This window comes from Luteolibacter flavescens, from assembly GCF_025950085.1.
Classification (GTDB): domain Bacteria; phylum Verrucomicrobiota; class Verrucomicrobiia; order Verrucomicrobiales; family Akkermansiaceae; genus Haloferula; species Haloferula flavescens.
The window spans coordinates 282,859-301,793 of record NZ_JAPDDS010000004.1; the positions used below are offsets into that span (position 1 = coordinate 282,859).

Annotated in this window: 16 protein-coding genes and 1 tRNA gene; 14 read left to right on the plus strand and 3 right to left on the minus strand. The window is 63.9% G+C overall.

Annotation, left to right across the window (positions count from 1 at the left end):
- The first annotated feature begins 55 nt into the window (after positions 1-55).
- The 13 genes from OKA04_RS09175 (at position 56) to OKA04_RS09235 (ending at position 12,891) form a co-directional block, all read left to right on the plus strand.
- A tRNA-Gly gene (locus OKA04_RS09175) sits at positions 56-126 on the plus strand.
- A 41-nt stretch (positions 127-167) separates the two neighbouring features.
- Entirely contained in the window at positions 168-761 is a 594-nt protein-coding gene (locus tag OKA04_RS09180; protein WP_264500853.1) for a hypothetical protein, read from the plus strand.
- A gap of 57 nt (positions 762-818) precedes the next feature.
- A complete protein-coding gene (locus OKA04_RS09185; RefSeq protein WP_264500854.1) occupies positions 819-2,048 on the plus strand; it encodes an outer membrane beta-barrel protein in 1,230 nt (409 codons plus the stop codon).
- 146 nt (positions 2,049-2,194) lie between these two features.
- The gene (locus OKA04_RS09190) at positions 2,195-4,378 is read left to right on the plus strand and encodes a polysaccharide biosynthesis tyrosine autokinase (protein ID WP_264500855.1); all 2,184 of its coding nucleotides are present in this window, start codon (positions 2,195-2,197) and stop codon (positions 4,376-4,378) included.
- 43 nt (positions 4,379-4,421) lie between these two features.
- Complete coding sequence (locus OKA04_RS09195) at positions 4,422-4,988, plus strand: polysaccharide biosynthesis/export family protein (protein WP_264500856.1); 567 nt, start codon at positions 4,422-4,424, stop codon at positions 4,986-4,988.
- Between the two features lie 76 nt (positions 4,989-5,064).
- Positions 5,065-5,763 (plus strand): PDZ domain-containing protein, encoded by a 699-nt coding sequence (locus OKA04_RS09200; protein ID WP_264500857.1) that lies wholly within the window; start codon positions 5,065-5,067, stop codon positions 5,761-5,763.
- An 88-nt stretch (positions 5,764-5,851) separates the two neighbouring features.
- The gene (locus OKA04_RS09205) at positions 5,852-8,092 is read left to right on the plus strand and encodes a carboxy terminal-processing peptidase (protein ID WP_264500858.1); all 2,241 of its coding nucleotides are present in this window, start codon (positions 5,852-5,854) and stop codon (positions 8,090-8,092) included.
- A 20-nt stretch (positions 8,093-8,112) separates the two neighbouring features.
- Positions 8,113-8,778 carry a YggS family pyridoxal phosphate-dependent enzyme gene (locus OKA04_RS09210; protein WP_264500859.1) on the plus strand — a complete coding sequence of 222 codons (666 nt, stop codon included), beginning with the start codon at positions 8,113-8,115 and terminating at the stop codon, positions 8,776-8,778.
- Positions 8,775-9,077 carry a gamma-butyrobetaine hydroxylase-like domain-containing protein gene (locus OKA04_RS09215; protein ID WP_264500860.1) on the plus strand — a complete coding sequence of 101 codons (303 nt, stop codon included), beginning with the start codon at positions 8,775-8,777 and terminating at the stop codon, positions 9,075-9,077. The genes OKA04_RS09210 and OKA04_RS09215 overlap by 4 nt, the downstream gene beginning before the upstream one ends.
- Complete coding sequence (locus OKA04_RS09220; RefSeq protein ID WP_264500861.1) at positions 9,074-9,463, plus strand: hypothetical protein; 390 nt, start codon at positions 9,074-9,076, stop codon at positions 9,461-9,463. The genes OKA04_RS09215 and OKA04_RS09220 overlap by 4 nt, the downstream gene beginning before the upstream one ends.
- Before the next feature lie 172 nt (positions 9,464-9,635).
- The gene (locus tag OKA04_RS09225) at positions 9,636-10,163 is read left to right on the plus strand and encodes an RNA polymerase sigma factor (protein ID WP_264500862.1); all 528 of its coding nucleotides are present in this window, start codon (positions 9,636-9,638) and stop codon (positions 10,161-10,163) included.
- A complete protein-coding gene (locus OKA04_RS09230) occupies positions 10,160-12,250 on the plus strand; it encodes an autotransporter domain-containing protein (RefSeq protein ID WP_264500863.1) in 2,091 nt (696 codons plus the stop codon). Before OKA04_RS09225 ends, OKA04_RS09230 begins: the two co-directional genes overlap by 4 nt.
- Positions 12,251-12,318: 68 nt before the next feature.
- A complete protein-coding gene (locus OKA04_RS09235) occupies positions 12,319-12,891 on the plus strand; it encodes a Uma2 family endonuclease (RefSeq protein WP_264500864.1) in 573 nt (190 codons plus the stop codon).
- Between the two features lie 84 nt (positions 12,892-12,975).
- Here OKA04_RS09235 and OKA04_RS09240 read toward each other — a convergent pair whose 3' ends face one another.
- The 3 genes from OKA04_RS09240 to OKA04_RS09250 form a co-directional block, all read right to left on the minus strand.
- On the minus strand, positions 12,976-14,418 hold the full coding sequence (locus tag OKA04_RS09240; protein WP_264500865.1) for a WG repeat-containing protein: 1,443 nt from the start codon (positions 14,416-14,418) through the stop codon (positions 12,976-12,978).
- Positions 14,419-14,535: 117 nt separating this feature from the next.
- Positions 14,536-16,164 (minus strand): ribosomal protection-like ABC-F family protein, encoded by a 1,629-nt coding sequence (gene abc-f / locus OKA04_RS09245; RefSeq protein ID WP_264500866.1) that lies wholly within the window; start codon positions 16,162-16,164, stop codon positions 14,536-14,538.
- 42 nt (positions 16,165-16,206) lie between these two features.
- On the minus strand, positions 16,207-17,424 hold the full coding sequence (locus tag OKA04_RS09250) for a hypothetical protein (protein WP_264500867.1): 1,218 nt from the start codon (positions 17,422-17,424) through the stop codon (positions 16,207-16,209).
- An 84-nt stretch (positions 17,425-17,508) separates the two neighbouring features.
- Here OKA04_RS09250 and OKA04_RS09255 point away from each other — a divergent pair, with 84 nt between their 5' ends.
- Positions 17,509-18,528: a serine hydrolase gene (locus OKA04_RS09255; RefSeq protein WP_264500868.1), complete on the plus strand. Its 1,020-nt coding sequence runs from the start codon at positions 17,509-17,511 to the stop codon at positions 18,526-18,528.
- Positions 18,529-18,935 lie beyond the last annotated feature (407 nt).

Sequence of the window (18,935 nt, forward strand, 5' to 3'; positions counted from 1 at the left end):
CGTCAAAAAGAGCTTGCCGCTTCTTCCGGAGGGCTGTTAGCTTCGCCTCGACTTCGCGGGTATAGCTTAGTGGTAAAGCTCTAGCCTTCCAAGCTAGCTATGTGGGTTCGATTCCCACTACCCGCTCTTTTCTCACCCGGTCCCGACATCCTGATTCGAATTTCGCCATGAAAACCACGTTCCGATTCGCACTCGTTGCGGCGGCTTTGAGCATTGTTCCTGCCGTTGCCACGGCTGAGGTCGATTGCCTGAATCTCGCTGCCTCCGTCAAAATTGCCGTCGCCGAAAAGCCGGCTGAGGTGCTCCAAATCGTCGAAAAAGAAGTTTCGGCAAATTCGAGCTGCGCCTGCGAGGTTGTGAAGGCAGCCATCGAAGCATCGAAGGCTGACGCCAAGGCTGTCGCTGCAATCGTCGAGACCGCCGCATCGGTGGCTCCTGACAAGATGCGCCTGGTTTCCCAGTGCGCCGTTGCCGTCGCTCCGGAAGCTCTCGCCGATGTGCAGTCCGTGCTCAGCCGCCTCGACCCGAATCGCGGTGAGTCCGGCTACAGCTCGAAGGGCACTGCCAAGGGCGCCAAGGACGTGGCTGTGAAGCCCGCTTGGAATCCTCTCGACTTCCCGGGCCAAGGCCCGGTCGGCCCGACCCCGGGCGGCCCGCCTACCTTCAATCCCATCCCTCCCGGTCTTCCTCCTGGCATCCCGGGCGTGATCGACGGTCCGGATGGTTCCCCGATCGACCGTCCGATCAAGACTCTCAAGTAACGCAACTCGCGGACTTTTTCAGAGTTTCTTAAATTTTTCCCTGCAGCTTCTTCATACATGAAACGCAGCCTTTATTCCGCCTTTGCCGTCGCGTCCACTCTCGGCGCGGCCCAAGCAAGCCTTTACTACATTCCGGACGAGTCCCAGGATAGCATCCCGCTTACTTGGAGCGTCGGCCTCAATTTCACGTGGGATGACAATGTCAATCCGACCTCTGCTATTGGTGAAGACGAGGCCATGAGCGTCAATCCGTTCGTCGGTCTGTCGTTCGTCTCGATCTCGCCACAGACCACTTGGGATGTGTATGCTCGCATCGGCGCGATCTACTACTTCGACGAGCCCGATGCCCTCGGTTCCGAGGACTTCTACACCCAGGCCCGCGTCGGCGTGAACCTGACGCACCGCGTCAGCGAGCGTCTTCGCTTCTCCAGCCGCAACTTCGTTTCCTACGAACTGGAGCCTGACTACTCCTACGGCTTCGCCACCACGCGCCAGAGCGGTGAGTATCTCTACTGGAGCACCGACAACTCCGTCGGTTTCCGCTGGACCGAGCGCCTTGCCACCTACACCGGTTTCACCCTCACTGGTCTTGACTACGATGAGGATGTCTCCAGCCAGGATCGCTTCACTTGGACGCTCTACAACCAGTTCCGTTACCAGCTTACGCCTCAGACGGTCCTGACCGCGGAGTATCGCTACTCGCAGATGGACGGTGACGACCTCGCTTCCGACTCCGAAGAGCACTACCTGCTCGGTGGCGTTGAGCACCGTCTCAGCCCGAACACGATCTTCATCGGTCGTGTGGGTGCCCAGTTCCGCGAGACCGATGGTCCTGCCGGTAGCGACAACACCAGCCCGTATGTCGAGGCAACGGTCCGCTCGAACGTGAACGAGCAATTCACCGTTCGTGGCTTCGCCCGCTACGGTATCGAAGGTTACGACACCGTTCGTGCCGTCGGTCTGGGCTTCTACGAATTCGGCGACCGCCAGACCTTCCGTCTCGGTATCTCCGGGGACTATGCTGTGTCGCAGGCTCTGAGCTTCTTTGGCGGCCTCGACTACATCCCGGCCTCCTTCGATGACGGTCGCTTGGTCAGTGGTTTTGGTCCTGCCGGTGTGGGCAGCCTCGACGAAGATGTCTGGAACGCCTACGTGGGCGTCTCCTACAAGTTCACCGAGATGCTCTACGGAACGCTGTCCTACAACTACACCGACACCGATTCCGACTTCGCGAATCAGAGCTACGACCGCAACCGCGTGAGCGTTGGTGTTCGTGCCGAGTTCTGATCTTGGCGTCTTCTAGGGAAACACTCTCCAACAAAGACAAGGATCACTTCTAGTTATCGAACTCCCGCAATGGCCAACCATTGCGGGAGTTTTTCGTTTGAATAGGGAGCGATCACCATCAATAAACCATTCAGCAATCGTTCGAAATGAACCAATCTACCAATTCATCATCGGAGGCATCCCTCCATGCCATTGACTATTGGCAGGTCGTCAAGAACCGCTATGGGGTCATCCTACTGACCTTCTTGTTGGTCTTCATGACGGCTCTGGTCATCACCTACGTGATGCCCAAAAGGTATCAGAGCACCGCAGTGGTGGAAGTGAAGCCGAAGGGCATGGGCACCGTGGTGCTCCGTGGCATGGGCGATGACCTCGGTGGGCGCGAGTCGTCTTCCACGATGTTCTTCCCGACCCAGTTCCAGATCATCACGGCGCAGAAGACCCTGGATACCGCGATCGAGAATCTCGATCTGGTGAACCGCTGGGGTGCCGACCAGGAGACCGTGCGTGGCATCCTCAAGGGAATCGTGAGTGCACAGGATATCCGCGGTACATCGCTGATCGAGATCCGCGTGCGATACAACGATCCGAAGGACGCCCAGAAGATCGCCAAGGAAGTGGCCGAGGCTTACCGCTCGGGTCGTCTCAAGGAGCAAACCGATCGCTCCCAGCAGACGGTGGAGGAAATGCGGAAGGCCGTGACCGCCCAGCAGGACAAGGTCGAGGACAAGCGCAAGTTCCTCGCGCAGATCATCCGCAGCGAGCGCATCATCTACTCGGGTGACCAGAGCGTTTTCGGTGCATCGAAGGGCGTCAACAAGGCAGACGAGGCGGAGTCCGCCGCCCGTGCATATCTCGAGACCGAGCAGGAGAAGATCAAGCTTGAGAGCCAGATCGAGACCCTGCTGAAGTATACCGGCCCGCAGCTCATGAACTATGCTTCGGGTCTCAGCCTTCCCGACAACATCATCCCCAGGCTGCTTCCCGAGTATCAGGAAGCGAAGCGCGAGTATGATGCGATGGCGAGCCAGGGACGTGGCGAGCGCCACCCGATGATGCTTTCCAATGCCAAGCGGATCGAGGGCATGGACAGGGATTTGATCGAGGCGGTTGCGAATCTCCGCGAGACCCTCAAGGCCCAGCTTGCCTTGGCCGAGGAGCAGTTGGTCCGCCTCAAGGTCCAGATGGATTCGAAGGAAGAGGACGCGCTCAGGGCGGGTATCGCCGCACAGAGCTTCGTGGACGCGAAGAACGAATTCGAGACCGCTCAGGAACTCCTGCAGGAGCTGAAGCTGAAGCTCGTCTCGGAGGAGATGCAGACCAAGATTGCCGAAGAGCCGATCGTGATGCGCGAGGAGCCGGTGGTTTCCAACGTGGCCGTGAGCCCGAATATCACCCTGAACCTGGCCCTCGGCGCCGTGGTCGGCCTGGTCTTCGGCGTGGGTGTCGCCTTCTTCCTCGAATATCTCGATACCTCGGTGAAGTCGCTCGAGGACGTGGAGCGCTACTTGCAAGTGCCAGTGCTCGCCGTGATCCCGAAGGACGTGGGCGTGCTTTACAAGCAGAGCGGCATGAGCCCGGATGCGGAGGCCTACCGTATTTTGCGAACGAACATCGAGTTCAACCGCAAGAACCCGGAAGACAATGCGATCACCGTCGTTTCCGGTGGTGCCGGTGAAGGCAAATCGACCACGCTGGTCAATCTCGCCTACATCTGCGCGCAGGGCGGCTACACCACCCTGATGATCGATGCCGACCTCCGTCGCCCGCGTCTTCACACCTTCTTCGACATCAACAACTCCGTCGGTCTGACCAACTACCTGACCACGGAACTGATGCTGGAAGACGTGATTCTCCAGACCCCGGTGGACAACCTCTACTTCATGCCATCCGGCATCCTGCCTGCGGACGCCGCCGGCATCCTGAACAGCCGCCGCATGTCCGAGCTGATCCAGGACGTGAAGCAGCGCTTCGACCTGGTGCTGGTGGACTCCCCGCCAATCCTCGGCGTCAGCGATGCTTCCGTGCTCGCGAGCGAAGTGGACCTGACCATGATCGTCGTCCAGCACCGCAAGCTCCCCCGCAACATGCTGATGCGCGTGAAGCAGGCCGTGGAAAACGTGGGCGGCCACGTCATCGGCGTGGTGCTGAACAACGTGGATGTCCGCAGCGACAGCCAGTATCAGTACTACACCAGCTACTACACTTACTACGCCCCGGCGGAGTCCCAGCCGATGCCTGCACCTGCCAAGGGTGGCTCACAAGCACCGGCACCCCGCCAGCCGTCCCGCGGAAGTTCCTCGGACGATTCCAAGCAAGACCTGTATTAAGACCTTTGTTGACACCATGAACCATCAATCGAAAATGGGTTTTATGAAGCGACTCTTCCTTTTGCTCGCCTTCCTGTTCGCCTCGATGCCGGGCCTCTTCGCCCAGAATACCATCAGTGCCGGCCGCGCGATCCAGATCCACATCAAGGGCGTCCCGTCCGAGGACTCCACCCTCATCAGCGGGACCTACACCGTCTCCGACGGTGGCACCATCCGGATGCCGCTGCTGACCTCGACGATCCGTGCCGCAGGGCTCAGCGCCAGCTCGCTTGGCCAGAGCATCGAGGCTGCCTACCGTGCAGAGAAGATCTTCACCACTCCCGCGGTGAACGTCGTGTCGAACTCCGAGCAGGACCTTGAAGAGATCCTCGTCACCGTCGGTGGCCAGGTCCAGAGCCCCGGCCCGGTGAAATACTATCGCGGCATGACGATCTGGGAAGCGGTGCAGTCCGCCAAGGGCCCGACGATGTTCGGTGCCATGGGCCGCGTGAAACTGACCCGCGGCAAACAGGTCAAGGAATACGATCTGCGCAAGCCCGAGCACATGAATATCAAGCTCGAGCCGAAGGATAACATCAACGTCCCGCAGAAGGGTCCGCTGGGGAACTGATTTCCAGTCCCTGAGCCGAAGCGCCATGCGCCCGGTCCACATCATTCGTTTGGCCTTCGCCGGAAGCATCGCATGGATGCTTCCGGCGTCGGTTTTTGGTGAGGATGGCTTCCCTGCCGCGGCGCTGGAGCTGCTGGACAGCGAGGAATTCAAGGACCGCGTCCAGGGCGAGCAGGAACTGGTCGGATGGGCGCAGGGGAAGGGCGAGGCGGCGCTGAAACGCCTGATCGCCGAGACTGATGCCGCGACGGAGCCCGAGGTGCGGCTGAGGCTGCGCGACGTGCTGAAGGAGGTGGTGATCTCCACGCATCTCCTGAAGGAGGGCCAGGGCTACGTGGGCATCCAGATGAATGAGATAAATGTCGCGCCGCCCGGAAAGGACGAGCAGCGCGGCGGCATCTGGGTCACGTGGATCCACCCGGAGACCCCGGCGATGAAGGCCGGCCTGCAGGTCAATGATGTCATCATCGGCCTGAATGACATCAAGTGGCCGGCCGGGATCGGTGCCCGAGAGAGTTTTGCCACCGAGATCCGCCGGCTGAAGCTGGGAGACAAGGTGAAGTTGGAGGTGATCCGCGGGGAAGGCGTGCAGGAGATCGAGATGACCCTTGCCGCCCGTCCCCTGAGTGCGGAGCCGCTCGCCCGCCTCGCCCTCATGCGCGGAGGCATGGAAAAGGTGACCCCGGAGGAGGTCGCCAGGCTTGAGAGGGAGGCGCGCGATGCTTTCTTCCATCAATGGCAGGCGGCCCGCCGTGCCGGGGCGACAAAACCGTGAGGTTCTTTCCATCGCTTTTTAAAAAATCGACATTTCGCCCCTTCGTGCGACGCTCTCTCACTTGTTCAGCCCAGAATTGGTTCTCTCCATGAGCATTTCCCGTATTCGCAGAGCCGCCATGGCGGCAGTCGCCGCCGCCACCACGCTCACCGCTTGCGCGCAGCAGGCGAATTTCGACGAGGTCGGGCGCCAGATGGCGATCATGCTGCAAAACAGCCACTTCGCCCGGTTGCCTTTCAATAACCTGAGCCAGCGCTTCCTGGACGATTTCATCGCGGACCTGGACTCGGGCAAGAGCTACTTCACGCAGTCCGACATCGACCGCTTCAACAAGCAGTATGGCAAGGACATCTCCGCCATGTTGCTCCAGGAGAACAGCATGGTCGCCGCGCGTGATATCTACGACACCTTCAAGCAGCGCGTGGAAGCGCGCGTCGCCGAGACGAACCGCCTGCTGAAGGAGAATAACTTCGACTTCGCCAAGGAAGAGAGCATCGAGCGCAGCCGCAAGGGAGCCGCCTGGCCGAAGGACGAGGCGGAGGCCATGGAAAACTGGCGCAAGCAGATCAAGGAGGCCGTGCTCTCCGAGACCCTCCGCCGCGACATGATCGCCCAGATGGCGGAGAAGCAGGGCAAGCCGAATCCGGTCAAGAACGACAAGGATCCGAAGGAAAAGATCGCCCTGCGCTACGAGCGCTTCCTCCACAGCGTGGTGAAGGACGTGGACGACGAGGACGTGGCCGCCATGTTCCTCAGCTCGGTCGCGCGGTCCTTCGACCCGCACACCGACTACATGAGCACCCGCGAGATGGATCGCTTCCGCGATGGCATGCGGAACGAGCTCGTCGGCATCGGCGCCCTGCTGCAGGGCGAGGAAGACGGCGCGACGAAGATCATGGGCATCGTGGTCGGCGGCCCCGCCGACAAGCACGGCGTGCTGAAGCTGAATGACCGCGTGGTGGCCGTGGACCCGGATGCGGATGGCCCCCGCGAGATGGTGGACATCATGTTCATGAAGATCGACAAGGTGGTCGATCTGATCCGCGGCCAGAAGGGCACGCCGGTGCAGATGAAGGTGGAGCCCGCGGGCGGAGCGCCCGGCGAGACCGTCCTCATCAGCATCGTCCGCGACATGGTGGAGCTGAAGGACGAGCAGGCCAGCGCCGAGATCATCGACATGAAGTCCTCCGATGGCGAGAAGACCCGCCTCGGCGTGATCACGCTGCCTTCCTTCTACGCCGACTTTGACGAGGGCAAGACCCGCTGCTCCGTGGACGTGGAGCGCCTGCTGGAGCGCCTGAAGGAAGAGAATATCGACGGCCTCGTGCTCGACCTCCGCAACAACGGCGGCGGTGCGCTGGAGGAAGTCCGCCGCATGACCGGCTTCTTCACCCGCCGCGGCCCCGTGGTGCAGGTCAAGAACACCTTCGGGGAAATCCAGGTGAAGGAGTCCGACGCGAAGGACCCGATCTATGACGGCCCGATGGTGGTGCTGACCGACAAGAGCAGCGCCTCCGCCAGCGAGATCCTCGCCGGTGCGCTGCAGGACAACAACCGCGCCGTCGTGGTGGGCGAGTCCTCGACCTTCGGCAAGGGCACCGTGCAGCAGCCGATGGACATCGGCCGCATGCTTCCCTTCTTCAAGGCCCGCAACAAGGCCGGCACCCTGAAGGTGACCATCCAGAAATTCTACCGCCCGTCCGGCAACTCCACGCAGAACAAGGGCGTGGTGCCGAATGTGGTGCTGCCGAGCCTGACCGACGGGCTGGAAGTCGGCGAGGCCTACCTGGACCACCCGCTGGAGTATGACCGCATCCGCGTCGCTCCCGACTTCGCCCCGCTGAAGAAGGAAGACCTCTTCCTGCCCCGCCTGATGGAGCTCAGCACCGAGCGTGTGAAGGCTTCGAAGGACTTCTCCTACGTCATCGAGGACGTGACGAAGACCAAGGCCCGCATCCGCGAGAATACCGTTTCCCTGAACCTGGCCGAGCGTAAGAAAGAACTCGACGACATCGAGTCCCAGCAGCGCGACCGCAATGCCGAGCGCAAGACCCGCTTCGCCGAGGTGGAGAAGAAGGACAAGGATGTCTTCACCTTCTTCAAGCTCACGCTCGATGATGTGGAAAAAGGTGGCGATCTCCGCCCCTTCGACCCGAGCAAGGAGAACGAGGAAAACATGCGCCGTGCGAAGGACGAAGTCGCCGAGCTGGATGACACGCCGAAGTGGCCGAGCGGACTGGATCCCTACAAGCGCGAAGGCCTGTCGATCGTCGGCGACCTCGTGAAGATCACGCGTAATGCCCGGATGGCCGGGATGCTGGAGCGTTGATGGGCGAGTTGGCCGGACGCTTGGCCGCTTTGCGCGGACGCATTGATGACGCTTGCCGTCGCGCCGGTCGTGAGACCGGCGAGGTGACGCTGCTCGCGGTGTCGAAGACTTTTCCCGCCGAGGCGGTGCAGGAGGCTCATGCAGCCGGCCAGCGCTGCTTCGGCGAGAGCCGCCAGCAGGAGGCCGCGCCGAAGATCGAGGCGCTGCCCGCGGACATCGAGTGGCATTTCATCGGCGGCCTCCAGCGGAACAAGGCGCGGAAGGTGGTGACGGCATTCCCCGTCATCCACAGCGTGGATTCCCTGCGGCTCGCCGAGTATCTCGACCGCGTGGCGGGCGAGGAGGGCCGCCGACCGCGGATCTATCTGGAGGTGAATGTGGCGGGCGAGGAGAGCAAGGGCGGCTTTTCCCCGGAGGAGCTGCTGGCCTCCGCGCAGGAGTTGGCGGCTTTCCGCCACCTGCAGGTCGAGGGCCTGATGGCCATCCCGCCGGACGAGCAGTCGGAGGCGCGCCGCTGGTTTGCCGCCACGCGGGAGCTGCGGGATCGCCTTCGTGCGGAGTCCAGCTTGACCTTGCCCGGCCTGAGCATGGGAATGAGCGCGGATTTCGAGGACGCGGTGCTGGAGGGTTCCTCCATCGTGCGCGTCGGCTCCGCACTCTTCGGTTATCGTTCCTATCCTGCATGAGCCGCCTGCTGAATGTCCTGGTGATTGGCAATGAACTCGCCCTCGCCTTCGAGGATGGCGAGGAGCTTTACCTGCCGCTCGACATGCTGCGGCGCGCCTGCCCGTGTGCCGCGTGTCAGGGCGAGCCGGATGCGCTGGGGCGCGTGCTGCGGCCGGTCCAGCAGATCGGCGCTCGCGGCTTCGAGCTGCGGAAGAGCGAGGTGATCGGCGGCTACGCGATCCAGCTCTTCTGGGCGGACGGTCACTCGACCGGGCTCTACACCTTCGACTACCTGCGCCGGCTCTCCTCGCTGCCGTGAGCGAAAATCCCTACGCCCCGCCGAGCGCAGGTGCCATGCCGACACAGGCAGAGGACCAGCGCCCGGCGCTGAGGGAGATCGTGGTGGCGTGGGAAAAGCTGCGGATCTGGTACAATGCCATCCTGCTCGTCCCGGGGCTGGCGGTGGTGGCGATGTGGACCGGTCAATACGGGATGCCGCTCCTTTTCGGCCTGGTCTCGGCGGTCGTGATCGCGATCGGGGCGAATATCTGCTTCCTGCTCGGCCCCGCGGCGGAGCTCTACCTTCGCGCGATCTTCCGGCAGGGCAGGCCGCTGGGGCGCGGTCGGGCGCTGCTCTTCTGGGCGGGGGTGGTGGTGTCGCTCGGTGTTTTCGTCGTGGCGACCTTCGAGGTCTGGCTGCTCTGAAAGCGGACCGGGGATTTTTTTCGGGAAATTTCCAAGGAAGTGCGGTGAGGCCCGTCATGCACCGCGGCACCGGTGTCCCGGGGCTTCCGTTTTCCTCCCCCGCGATCCTATACTTCCGCCGCCGGTCCATCCCGGCGGCGGGGTTTATTTTCCTCTCCCAGCCTCCCTTCCGATGCCCGCCCTGACTTCCGAGCCTTCCGACGCCTGGCTGTTGGAGACCCTCGAGCGCTATGAAAAGCCGCTCCTGAAGTACGCGCTCGGGCAGTGCGGGGACCGCGAGATGGCGCGGGATGCCGTGCAGGATACCTTCCTCAGCCTGGCGTCCGAGGTGACGAAGGCGCGCCCGCAGAATCTCTCCGCGTGGCTTTTCAGCGTCTGCCGGAACCGCCTGATCGACATCCGCCGGAAGCAATTCCGCCTGGTGCCGCTGGAGGATGATCACTTGGAGCGCGACCTCGACGGTATCCCCGGGCCGTCCGCCCGGATCGAGACCGAGGAGAAGAACAGCGCGCTGCTGCGCATGGTGGAGTCGCTGCCGGAGCGGGAGCGGGAGCTGGTAAGGCTGAAATTCCAGGCCGGGCTCAGCTACCGGGAAATCAGCGAGATCACCGGCATCACGGAGGGCCACGTGGGCTACCTGCTGCACCACGCGGTGAAGGAGCTGCGAGAGCAGTGGCTGAAGGAGGGTCACGAGCGATGAGCGCGCCGGAGGACGATTTCGAAAAGCTGCTCGCCGAGGCATTCGCTTCCGACGGGGGCGAGCTGCCGCCCGGTGAGGCGGAGGCGGCCACGCTGGCGGGCGATGACGATTTCGAGCGGATGCTGGCCGAGGCGCTGGACCCGGGCGAGATCGAGCTGTCGTCGGCACAGCGCGGCGAGCTGCTGGCGGCGTTTGCGACGGCGGGCGCAGCGCCGGATGCTGCCGAGGCGGCAGCGCTGGAGGACTTCACCGCGATGCTGGCCGGAGCGCTGGATCCCGGTGAGATCGCTTTTGAAGATGGGCAACGCCGCGAGCTGATCCGCCAGATGACCGGCGCGGCCGCGGGGGACAATCTGACGGCATGGGCGCTGGGCGAGATGCCGCAGGCGGAGCGCGAGCGGCTGGAGCGGCGCATGGAGGTGAATGCCTCGCTGCGGGAGGAGGCGCTTTCCTACAGCCGGTTTTGCACGCGGCTGAGCGGGGCGCTGCCGGCGCTGGCCCGGCCGGGGTGGTGGGAGCGCGTGCGGCTGCGGAGCGTGGTCTTCGGCTCGCTGGCCCGCCCGGCGTGGGCGGCCGCTGCGGCGGTGGTCGCGCTGCTTCTCACCCTGATGCCCAGGCCGCAGGAAGGCTCCGGCGTGCCGATGGCGACGGGTGGGCAGGGCGGGGAAGCCACGCCGCTGGCCGGGATCGAGCCGCAGCCTGCGGGCGATGGCGATCCCGCACCTGTCGTGGAGGATGCCGGGCCGATGATCGCGCAGGTGGAGCCGGAGGTGTCGCCTGCGGTGCCGGTTTCTCCCGAGATCGCGGAGCCGGTGCCTGCGCCGATGTCGTTGCCGGTATCGGATCGCCCGGACATGCTGCCGGTGGTCGAGCCGGTGGCGCATGAGGTGGAGGCCTATGTTTTCGCGGACCCCGTCCTGCTACCCGAGCGCTCGGCCACGGCGTCCGTCTCGCCGGTGAGCCCGCTCGCGGAGCTGCCGGAGGTGGTGGGCAGCGCCGGGCTGATGGCTTCCTCCACCGGCACGGCATTGTCGGATGCAGGGCTGTCCGTCCCCTTCATGGAAGACGGCGTGCCGGGCGAGATGATGCTGGCCGTGAATGACTCCGCACTGCGCTCGTTCAGCAATAGCGACACGGAGATCGGTCCCGGGGACAGCGGCAGTGGCAGCGGGCCGGTCGTCAATCCGGAGCACGGCAGCGTGACGCTGGCAAACCTGCAGCCCTACATCCTGCCCGGCCTGCTGGGCGGTAGCACTTCCGGTCGGCCAAAGATCTCGGAGAGCGAGGGGAATCGCACCATTTCCGCGGACTTCCGCCTGCTGGATCTGGAGCTATCCCCCGGGAATAGCGTCGATGCGGAATCGTGGAGCGCGAGCGCCGGGATGACCTGGCAGCTCAGCCCGGAGTGGCAGGTCGGGCTGTCCATCGGCGGCATCGACTCGCGGCTCGAGGTCGAGGGATACGGCGATGTGGACGTGACCGGTGCAGCCTTCGGCGCGTCGCTGGATTGGAAGAAGGACGGCTACCACGCCGCGCTGGCGTACGAGGTCGGGCTCTTCGACCAAGAACTCCGCCGCATGAGCAAGGGCATCGCGCAGGCCGCGGACCAGGATGCGACGGTGCACCGGCTGTCCTTCTGGTTCACCCGCGAGTTTGAGGCGGGTGTCTGGCGGCACGGGCCGGTGGCCGGCTTCGATGCTTCATTCGGCACCCTCGACTCGTATCAGGAGGCGTATCCCGGCGGCACCATCATGGGCGAGCGGCAGTTCACCTCGCTGGTCACGCTGGTGGGCTGGCAGGCATGGGGTCGCTTTGAGACGCCGGCCGGTCCGGTCCTGCCGAATTTCGTCGCCGGGTGGCGTCACCGCCCGGTCGTCCCCGACTCGACCATCGGCCAGACGACGGTGGGTCAGAAATTCGCCCTCGATCCACAGGTGCCCGAGCGCGACTCCGTGCTGCTGGAAGGCGGCCTGCGCTGGCTGCCCGGCGATGGTGCCGTCTTCCTCGACCTCACCGGCAGCAGCGAATGGCGCGACGGCGGCGAGTCGGACAAGCGGCTGCTGCTGGAGGTCGGGGTGAGTTTTTGATCGGGCTGCGGGGACAGCAGGGGGGCGCGACCTTGACCGTCACGGATCCCTTCCCTAAGCTACGTGTCATGTCGTCTGCCTCGGTGATGCTTGAGAATCCCGAGATCCGTGCCCGCATTTCGCCGGTCACGGTCGCGCAGTATCATCAGTTCGCCGAGTTCGACGAGCATGGCCACCGGACGGAACTCATCCGCGGCATCCTGATCGAGAAGATGTCCAAGTCGCCCCTGCACGCCTCGGTTGCCCGCCGCTTGTTCCAGATCCTGCAGGACTCGCTGCCTGAGGGACACATCCTGCTGCGGGAGGACCCGCTCACCTTCGCGGATTCAGAGCCGGAGCCGGATCTGGCCATCGTCCGGGGAGTGGAGGAAGACTTCGTCACCCGTCATCCCTCGACCGCCGCGCTGGTGGTGGAGATCGCGGTCACCAGCATCGCCCTCGACCGGGAGAAGGCGGCGATCTATGCAGAGGCCGGGGTCGCGGAATACTGGATCATCCTGCCCGCCGAGCGCCGTGTGGAGATCTACCGCCGCCCGGAGGGCTCATCGTATCGCGAGTCGCGGGTGATGGAGGGAAATGGCTCCATCGCATGTGAGGCGCTGCCTTCGCTCCAGGTGGATCTGGCGGAAATCTTCGGCTAGGGCGTTTCACGCGACGCCGTAGCCGCTTGAGCGGGATGGTTGGGCTCTGTGGGTCGCCCGGGCCCTCGCTCTCCCGCTGCTCGGCTACTCCGGCCCCACTTCCAGGAAGAGAAGCCCGATCACCGCCGGTTGATGCTTTTCCAGAAACATGACCAGGTCCTTGCTCGCGAAGTAAGTGGCGAAATCTTCCGCCTCACCACCCCCTACGTCGCAGACCTGCATGACCACTGAGATTTCCTCGTTGGATAGTCCGAAGTCCATGCAGTCCGGCAGAGGCGCTTCATCCCAGATCCTGAAGCGGTCTCCGAATGCTTCATTGAGCCACGGACCGATCTCCTCGAAAGGATCCATGGTGGCGAAGATGATCGCGTTCACCACATCGCTCCGCTGGAAATCCAGGGGCAGTGCTTCCACGGTGCCGGGAGGCAGGAAATCGGAAAGCGGTGCCTTCACCTTGTAGGAGGGTCCATCCCATCGGTCGGTCTTCCATACGAAATCCCCCCGCCGGTTGATGTAGCCCTGCCAACCGTCCCGTTCGGCGTAGGCCAGCTCGCCATTGAAGTTCTCCGCGCCATCAAACTCGATCGGGATGAGCGGTCGCCCCTCCACGTCCAGAAAGCCCCGCTTCACCCCGCGCTTGACCATCACCATGCCGTCCCTCAGCCACACGACCTCGACGCCGGGCTCCAAATCAAGCTCACGGACGCATTGCCCCGTCCGGTCGATGACATAGGACCTGCCATCCTTGGTTCCGGTGGTGAAGCTCTCGCCCGGACCAAATTCCCAGAGGTGGTCGAACTCCGGCGGGATGACTTCCGCACCGCTGGGATCAATGCATCCCACCTTACCGCCTTTAACCACCCGGGCGAGACCTCCTTCGAAGGATGAGATCGACGTGTAGATACCCGGGGCGACAATGACCTTTCCTTCCCGGTCGATGACTGAATCGGACCACGAGTCGTCGTCACTCGTGGAAGTGATCACGCACCGCCCTTCTGAAAACCCTTGGGCGGAGAATTTACGATCCGGCGGAATGACAAACCCTCCTTCCGGATCGATGAACCCGGCTCGCGTCGGACCACAGGATGAGCCATCGGCACGAGGAAGGCAGACGCAGGCGACCCCTTCGGAAAAATCTTTCACATCCGCAAACTCTGCCGGGATCACGAGTTTCCCGGTGCGATCGACATAGCCTCCGCATCCGGTCGCATCCCCGACCCAGAATGTAGCCCGCCCTTCGTGGAAGTCCCCGTAGCTGTAGAAATTCAGAAACCCGGGGAACTTGAACCCGGGCGGAGCGCCAGGACCGATGACGAAGTCTCCCTTGGCATCGATGAAGCCGCTTTCCTCCCGCCGTTCGCCGTCCGCGGCCAGCATGACGGCCACCAATCCCTCCGAGAATTTTTCCACCCGGGAGAACCGCGGAGGGATCACCACCTCCCCGTCGGCATTGATGAATCCCCAAGTTCTGTCGACGGAGATCTTATAAAGCAAAGGATCCGTCGGCGTCGGGGAGGCGATTTTCATCGCTACCGCGAATAGCGCGAAATCCCCGCGAGCCACAGCCTTTTGTTCGCAGGCGAAAGCGGCAGGAGGGAGGGCACTGCGGGTGCCGGAGAAAGGACACCGCGCCCTCTCTTCCCATCACGCCGTCACCGCGCCGCGGTCGTCGTTCAGGCCGCTCTTCTCGAGGAAGTAGTCGTAGCCGCCGGTGTAGCGGGTGAGGACGCTGCCGGTGTCCGCGGCGTTGCGGTTGATGTGCAGCGTCGTCTCGGCGAGGTGGCGGATGAAGTGGACGTCGTGGGAGATGAAGACGAGCGTGCCTTCATACGCCTTCAGCGCGCTGACCAGCGAGTCGATGGAGAGGATGTCGAGGTGGGTCGTCGGCTCGTCCATCAGCAGCAGGTTCGGCGGATCGACGAGGAATTTCACCAGGTTGAGGCGGGACTTCTCGCCCCCGGAGAGGACGGAGCAGCGCTTCTCCACGTCCGTGCGGCGGAAAAGGAAGGACCCAAGGATCGCGCGGGCGTCTTCCTCGCGCAGCGTGGTGCAGCTCGCGAGCACTTCCTCGAGGACGGTATTGTCCTCATTGAGCGTCTCGGAGCGGTGCTGGGAGTAGTAGCCGAGCTTGGTGGCGTAGCCCACGTCGCGCTTGCCGCCATTGATGGGCAGCACGCCGGCGAGGATCTTGAGCAGGGTGGACTTGCCGGCGCCGTTCGGGCCGACGAGGACGATCTTGTCGCCGCGCTCGATGGTGAGGTCGAGGTCCTTGTAGATCTGCTTCTCGCCGTAGGCCTGGGCGACCTTTTGCAAGTCGATCACCTTCTGGTTCGAGCGGGGTGGCTGCGGGAAGGCGAACTTGAAGGGCTTGCGCGGGGCGCGCGGCTTCTCGATGCGCTCCAGCTTTTCGAGGAACTTGATGCGGGACTGCACCTGCGCGGCCTTCGAGCCGACCTGGCGGAAGCGGTCGATGAAGTCCTGGTGCCCTTCGATCTCCTTGTTCTGGTTCCGGTAGGCCTGCACCTTCTGCTCGTAGCGCGCCTCGCGCTGCTCGAGATAGGCGGAGTAGTTCCCGGTGTAGGAGATGAGTTCGGCGGCGTCCGGGTCGATTTCCACGACGCTCTCGATGATGGCGTCCATGAAGTCGCGATCGTGGGAGATCATCAGGATCGCGCCCGGGTAGTTCATCAGGTAGCGCTGGAACCAGAGGAGCGAGAGAAGGTCGAGGTGGTTCGTCGGCTCGTCCAGCATCAGCAGGTCGGGCTCCATCACCAGCAGGCGGGCGAGGTAGGCGCGCATGATCCAGCCGCCGGAGAATTCGCGGGCGGTCTTGTGGAAGTCCGCTTCCTTGTAGCCCAGGCCGTTGAGGACCTTCTTCGCCTTCGGCTCGAGCTGGTAGCCATTCAGCAGGTTGAATTGGTCCTGGGCGTGGGCGTATTCCGGGTCATCCGTGGTGCCCTTCGCCTCGTGCTCACGCAGGGCGCGCAGGTAGCCGACCATCTCCGGGGTGATGCCCATGGCGATCTCCAGCACGGTCTCGTCGCCCGGGTCGCCCGCTTCCTGGGCGAGGTAGCCGGTGATGGCGTAGTCGTCGCGCTCGATGGTGCCGCCGTCCAGCTCCTCCTGGCCGAGGATCATGCGGAAGAGCGTCGATTTGCCCGCACCGTTCGGTCCGACCAGGGCGATGCGTTCGCCCCAGTTGATCGAAAGCTCGGCGTCGCGGAAGAGCGTGCGGCCGCCGAGGGTCTTGGTGAGCTTGTGGATCGTGAGCACGGCGCGGGTGTAGGGGAGCAGAGCGCCGGGAGCAAGGCGCGATCACTCGAAGGCGCTGCTCAGCATGAAGTCTTTCCACGCCTTGTTCAGCGCGTCGGGGGAGTCATATCCCAGCCCCTTGGCGAAAGTTTCGGCGTCCGGGCACTTCTTGTCCTTCGCGGTGGCCACGAGGATCTTCCCGAAATCCGCGCGCCGGGTGGTGTCGGCGTGGATGAAATGCATCAGCCCCAGCCCGAAGCCCAGGTCGCGCGGTTCGGCCTCCGACCCGCGGGCCTTGAGGAAGGCGTCGATGTCCGGGGAGGCGCCGTCTTTCAGCAGCTTTTTGGTCAGGCCGGCCCAGTTTCGCCCGTTCTTGAAGCCCTCCACCCCGGCACCGCCGAAGCTGACCTCGGACTCGATCTTGCCGCAGATGAGCTCTTCCCGGTGGTAGTTGAAGCTCAGGCAGACCATCGCGAGCGAGTATTCGCCCCTGCTGCCCATATTGACGAGCAGGTGGCGAAGGATGTCGTCGGAGAGGAAGTGGATGCGCTGGGGCCAGGTCTTGCGCTGGGGCGCAGCGTTCTTCGAGTCGGTGCGGAAGATCCGCCCGCAGACCGTCAGGCCCGCCTCCTCCGAAAACTTGTCGTCCAGGATGAAGCCGGCGATGTCGTAGTTCACGAGGTTGAAGTGGACCGGGACGCTCGGGCTGTCGGACGCGTGCTTCTCGTGCCAGGAGGCGAAGACCTTCGCGTCCTTTTCGTCCGTGGCGAGGATGATGGGGAGCTTGCGGCCATCGAAAGCAGCGGCGATCACGGGGAGATCCGTGGCGATGTCCGCCCACAGGCGCTCCCCGGCTTCCGCGTAGGAGAGGAGCATGGCGGGGCGGACCTTCGCGCTGCCGGCGACGATGAAGTGCTCCGTTTCCAGCGTGTTCGGATACAGCACGGTGCCGATCTTGAAGCCCTCCGGCCGTGACTTCCACAGGGACGGATCGATGCGGGCGGTGGCGAAGCGTGCGCCGTTCGAGACCGGTGTAGCGGACGGGGCGGCGGGCTTTGCCGTCTCGAGGTGCTTCTGGTCGTCCGGACTGAGGGTGGCCTTCGGGATGGCCACTTCCTTGCCATCTCCCTTGCGGACCCAGACAGTGGTGGCATCTTGTTTCACGAAAGCTCCTTCCAGCTTGCGTCCTTTGGTGTCGGTCCACGTGCGGGCGTCCTGCGCGGCGGCATAGCCGAGAAAGAGCGCGAGGAGGGAAGGGGTGATCCGGAGGAGGGGAGTCATGGATTGGATCATGCATCATCAACCGCTTGGCACAACACGGAGTTGTGATCTTCACGGCAAATTCACCGTTCGCCTCCTGTGGTCATGACGATTTCCCGCCGCGGATTCCTGGGTGTCCTGACTGCTTCGGCCTGCGCGGGCTGTGCTTCTTCCTCGTCTTCCGCCAGTCATGGCGGGCGGACCATCCGGCTGGACCGTGCCGATGCGCTGGCGAGGCAACACGGGTGCCGGGGCTGGGCGGCGTGGCGGCGCGGCTCGCGGGTGGAGGGCTGGGAGATCTCCTATGAAGGCCCCATCCTCAGCATCACGAAGGCCCTCGCGGCCCTCGCCGTGACCCGCGGCGTGGCGGAGGGCTGGCTGGACCCGGGCGAGCGCGCGGCGGACACGATCCCGGAGTGGAAGGGCGACGCGCGGAAGCAGCGCATCACCCTGCAGATGCTGCTCCAGCAGACCGCGGGGCTGGAGGCCGGGGTGGCCGCGCTCTACCGGAATCCCACGGACAAGGGGCGGAATGCGGTCGCGCTGCGGGCGATCGATGAGCCCGGGAGCTTCTTCCGCTACGGCCCGGCGTGCTCCGAGGTGCTGGCGGAGTTGCTACAGCGGAAGCTTTCCGCGCGCGGCGAGACCTTGGAAAAGTATCTCCACCGCGCCGTGATGCGCCCGATCGGGCTGGGCAGTCCGGATTGGAGATCGGACAAGAAGGGGCGCTTCTATCTTTCCACCGGAGCTGAGCTGAGTGTGGACGAACTGGGGAAGCTGGGGCGCACGATCGCGCGCTTGCTTTCCGGCGATGGCGCGGACGGTTTCGATGCGGGGCACTTCGCCCGCGTGACCCGGGCGTCCGCGGCGAATCCGATGTATGGCGGCGGCCTGTGGCGGAATGCCGGCGGGCGGGAGATCGAGGTGGAAGACGCGCTCGATCCCGCGGCGTCCACGGGATTTTGGCAAGGCGCGGGGCTGTCGCGGAGCCAGCCGCGGGAGTTTTACGCGCTGATCGGCTCGTCCGGCCGGCGGGTCTTCATCTGGCCGCAGGAGCAAGTGGTCATCGCCCGCCACGGGGTCGCCAGATCGTGGCGGGATGGTGCGTTTTTGAGAGCGCTGTGAAGAGATGGCCGGTGATCGACGGTGCGTTATGGTGATCAGGGTCGCGATGGGTGGTCCGAATTTTTAGGGGCATACTGCTGTCCGACTTCTCAGGGCCAACGGCCCGACCATCTCTCAGCCCGGGCCAACGGCCCGGGTATGCGGCACCTGATCGGCGGCCGGAAGGGTCGCGATATGTGTGATCCGGATTTTCAGAACCGTGATGCGCGGTCCGGATTTTTGGGGCCATGATGCGTGGTCCCAATTCTCAGGGCCAACGGCCCGTCCATCCCTCAGCCCGGGCCATCGGCCCGGGTATGCGGCATCGCCTGATCGGCGGCCTATAGGGCCGCGATATGTTTCGGCGGGTCTCACCGGAAGGCCACGAAGCGATGGCCATGCGTGAAGACATTCCGTTCGGGGCACGG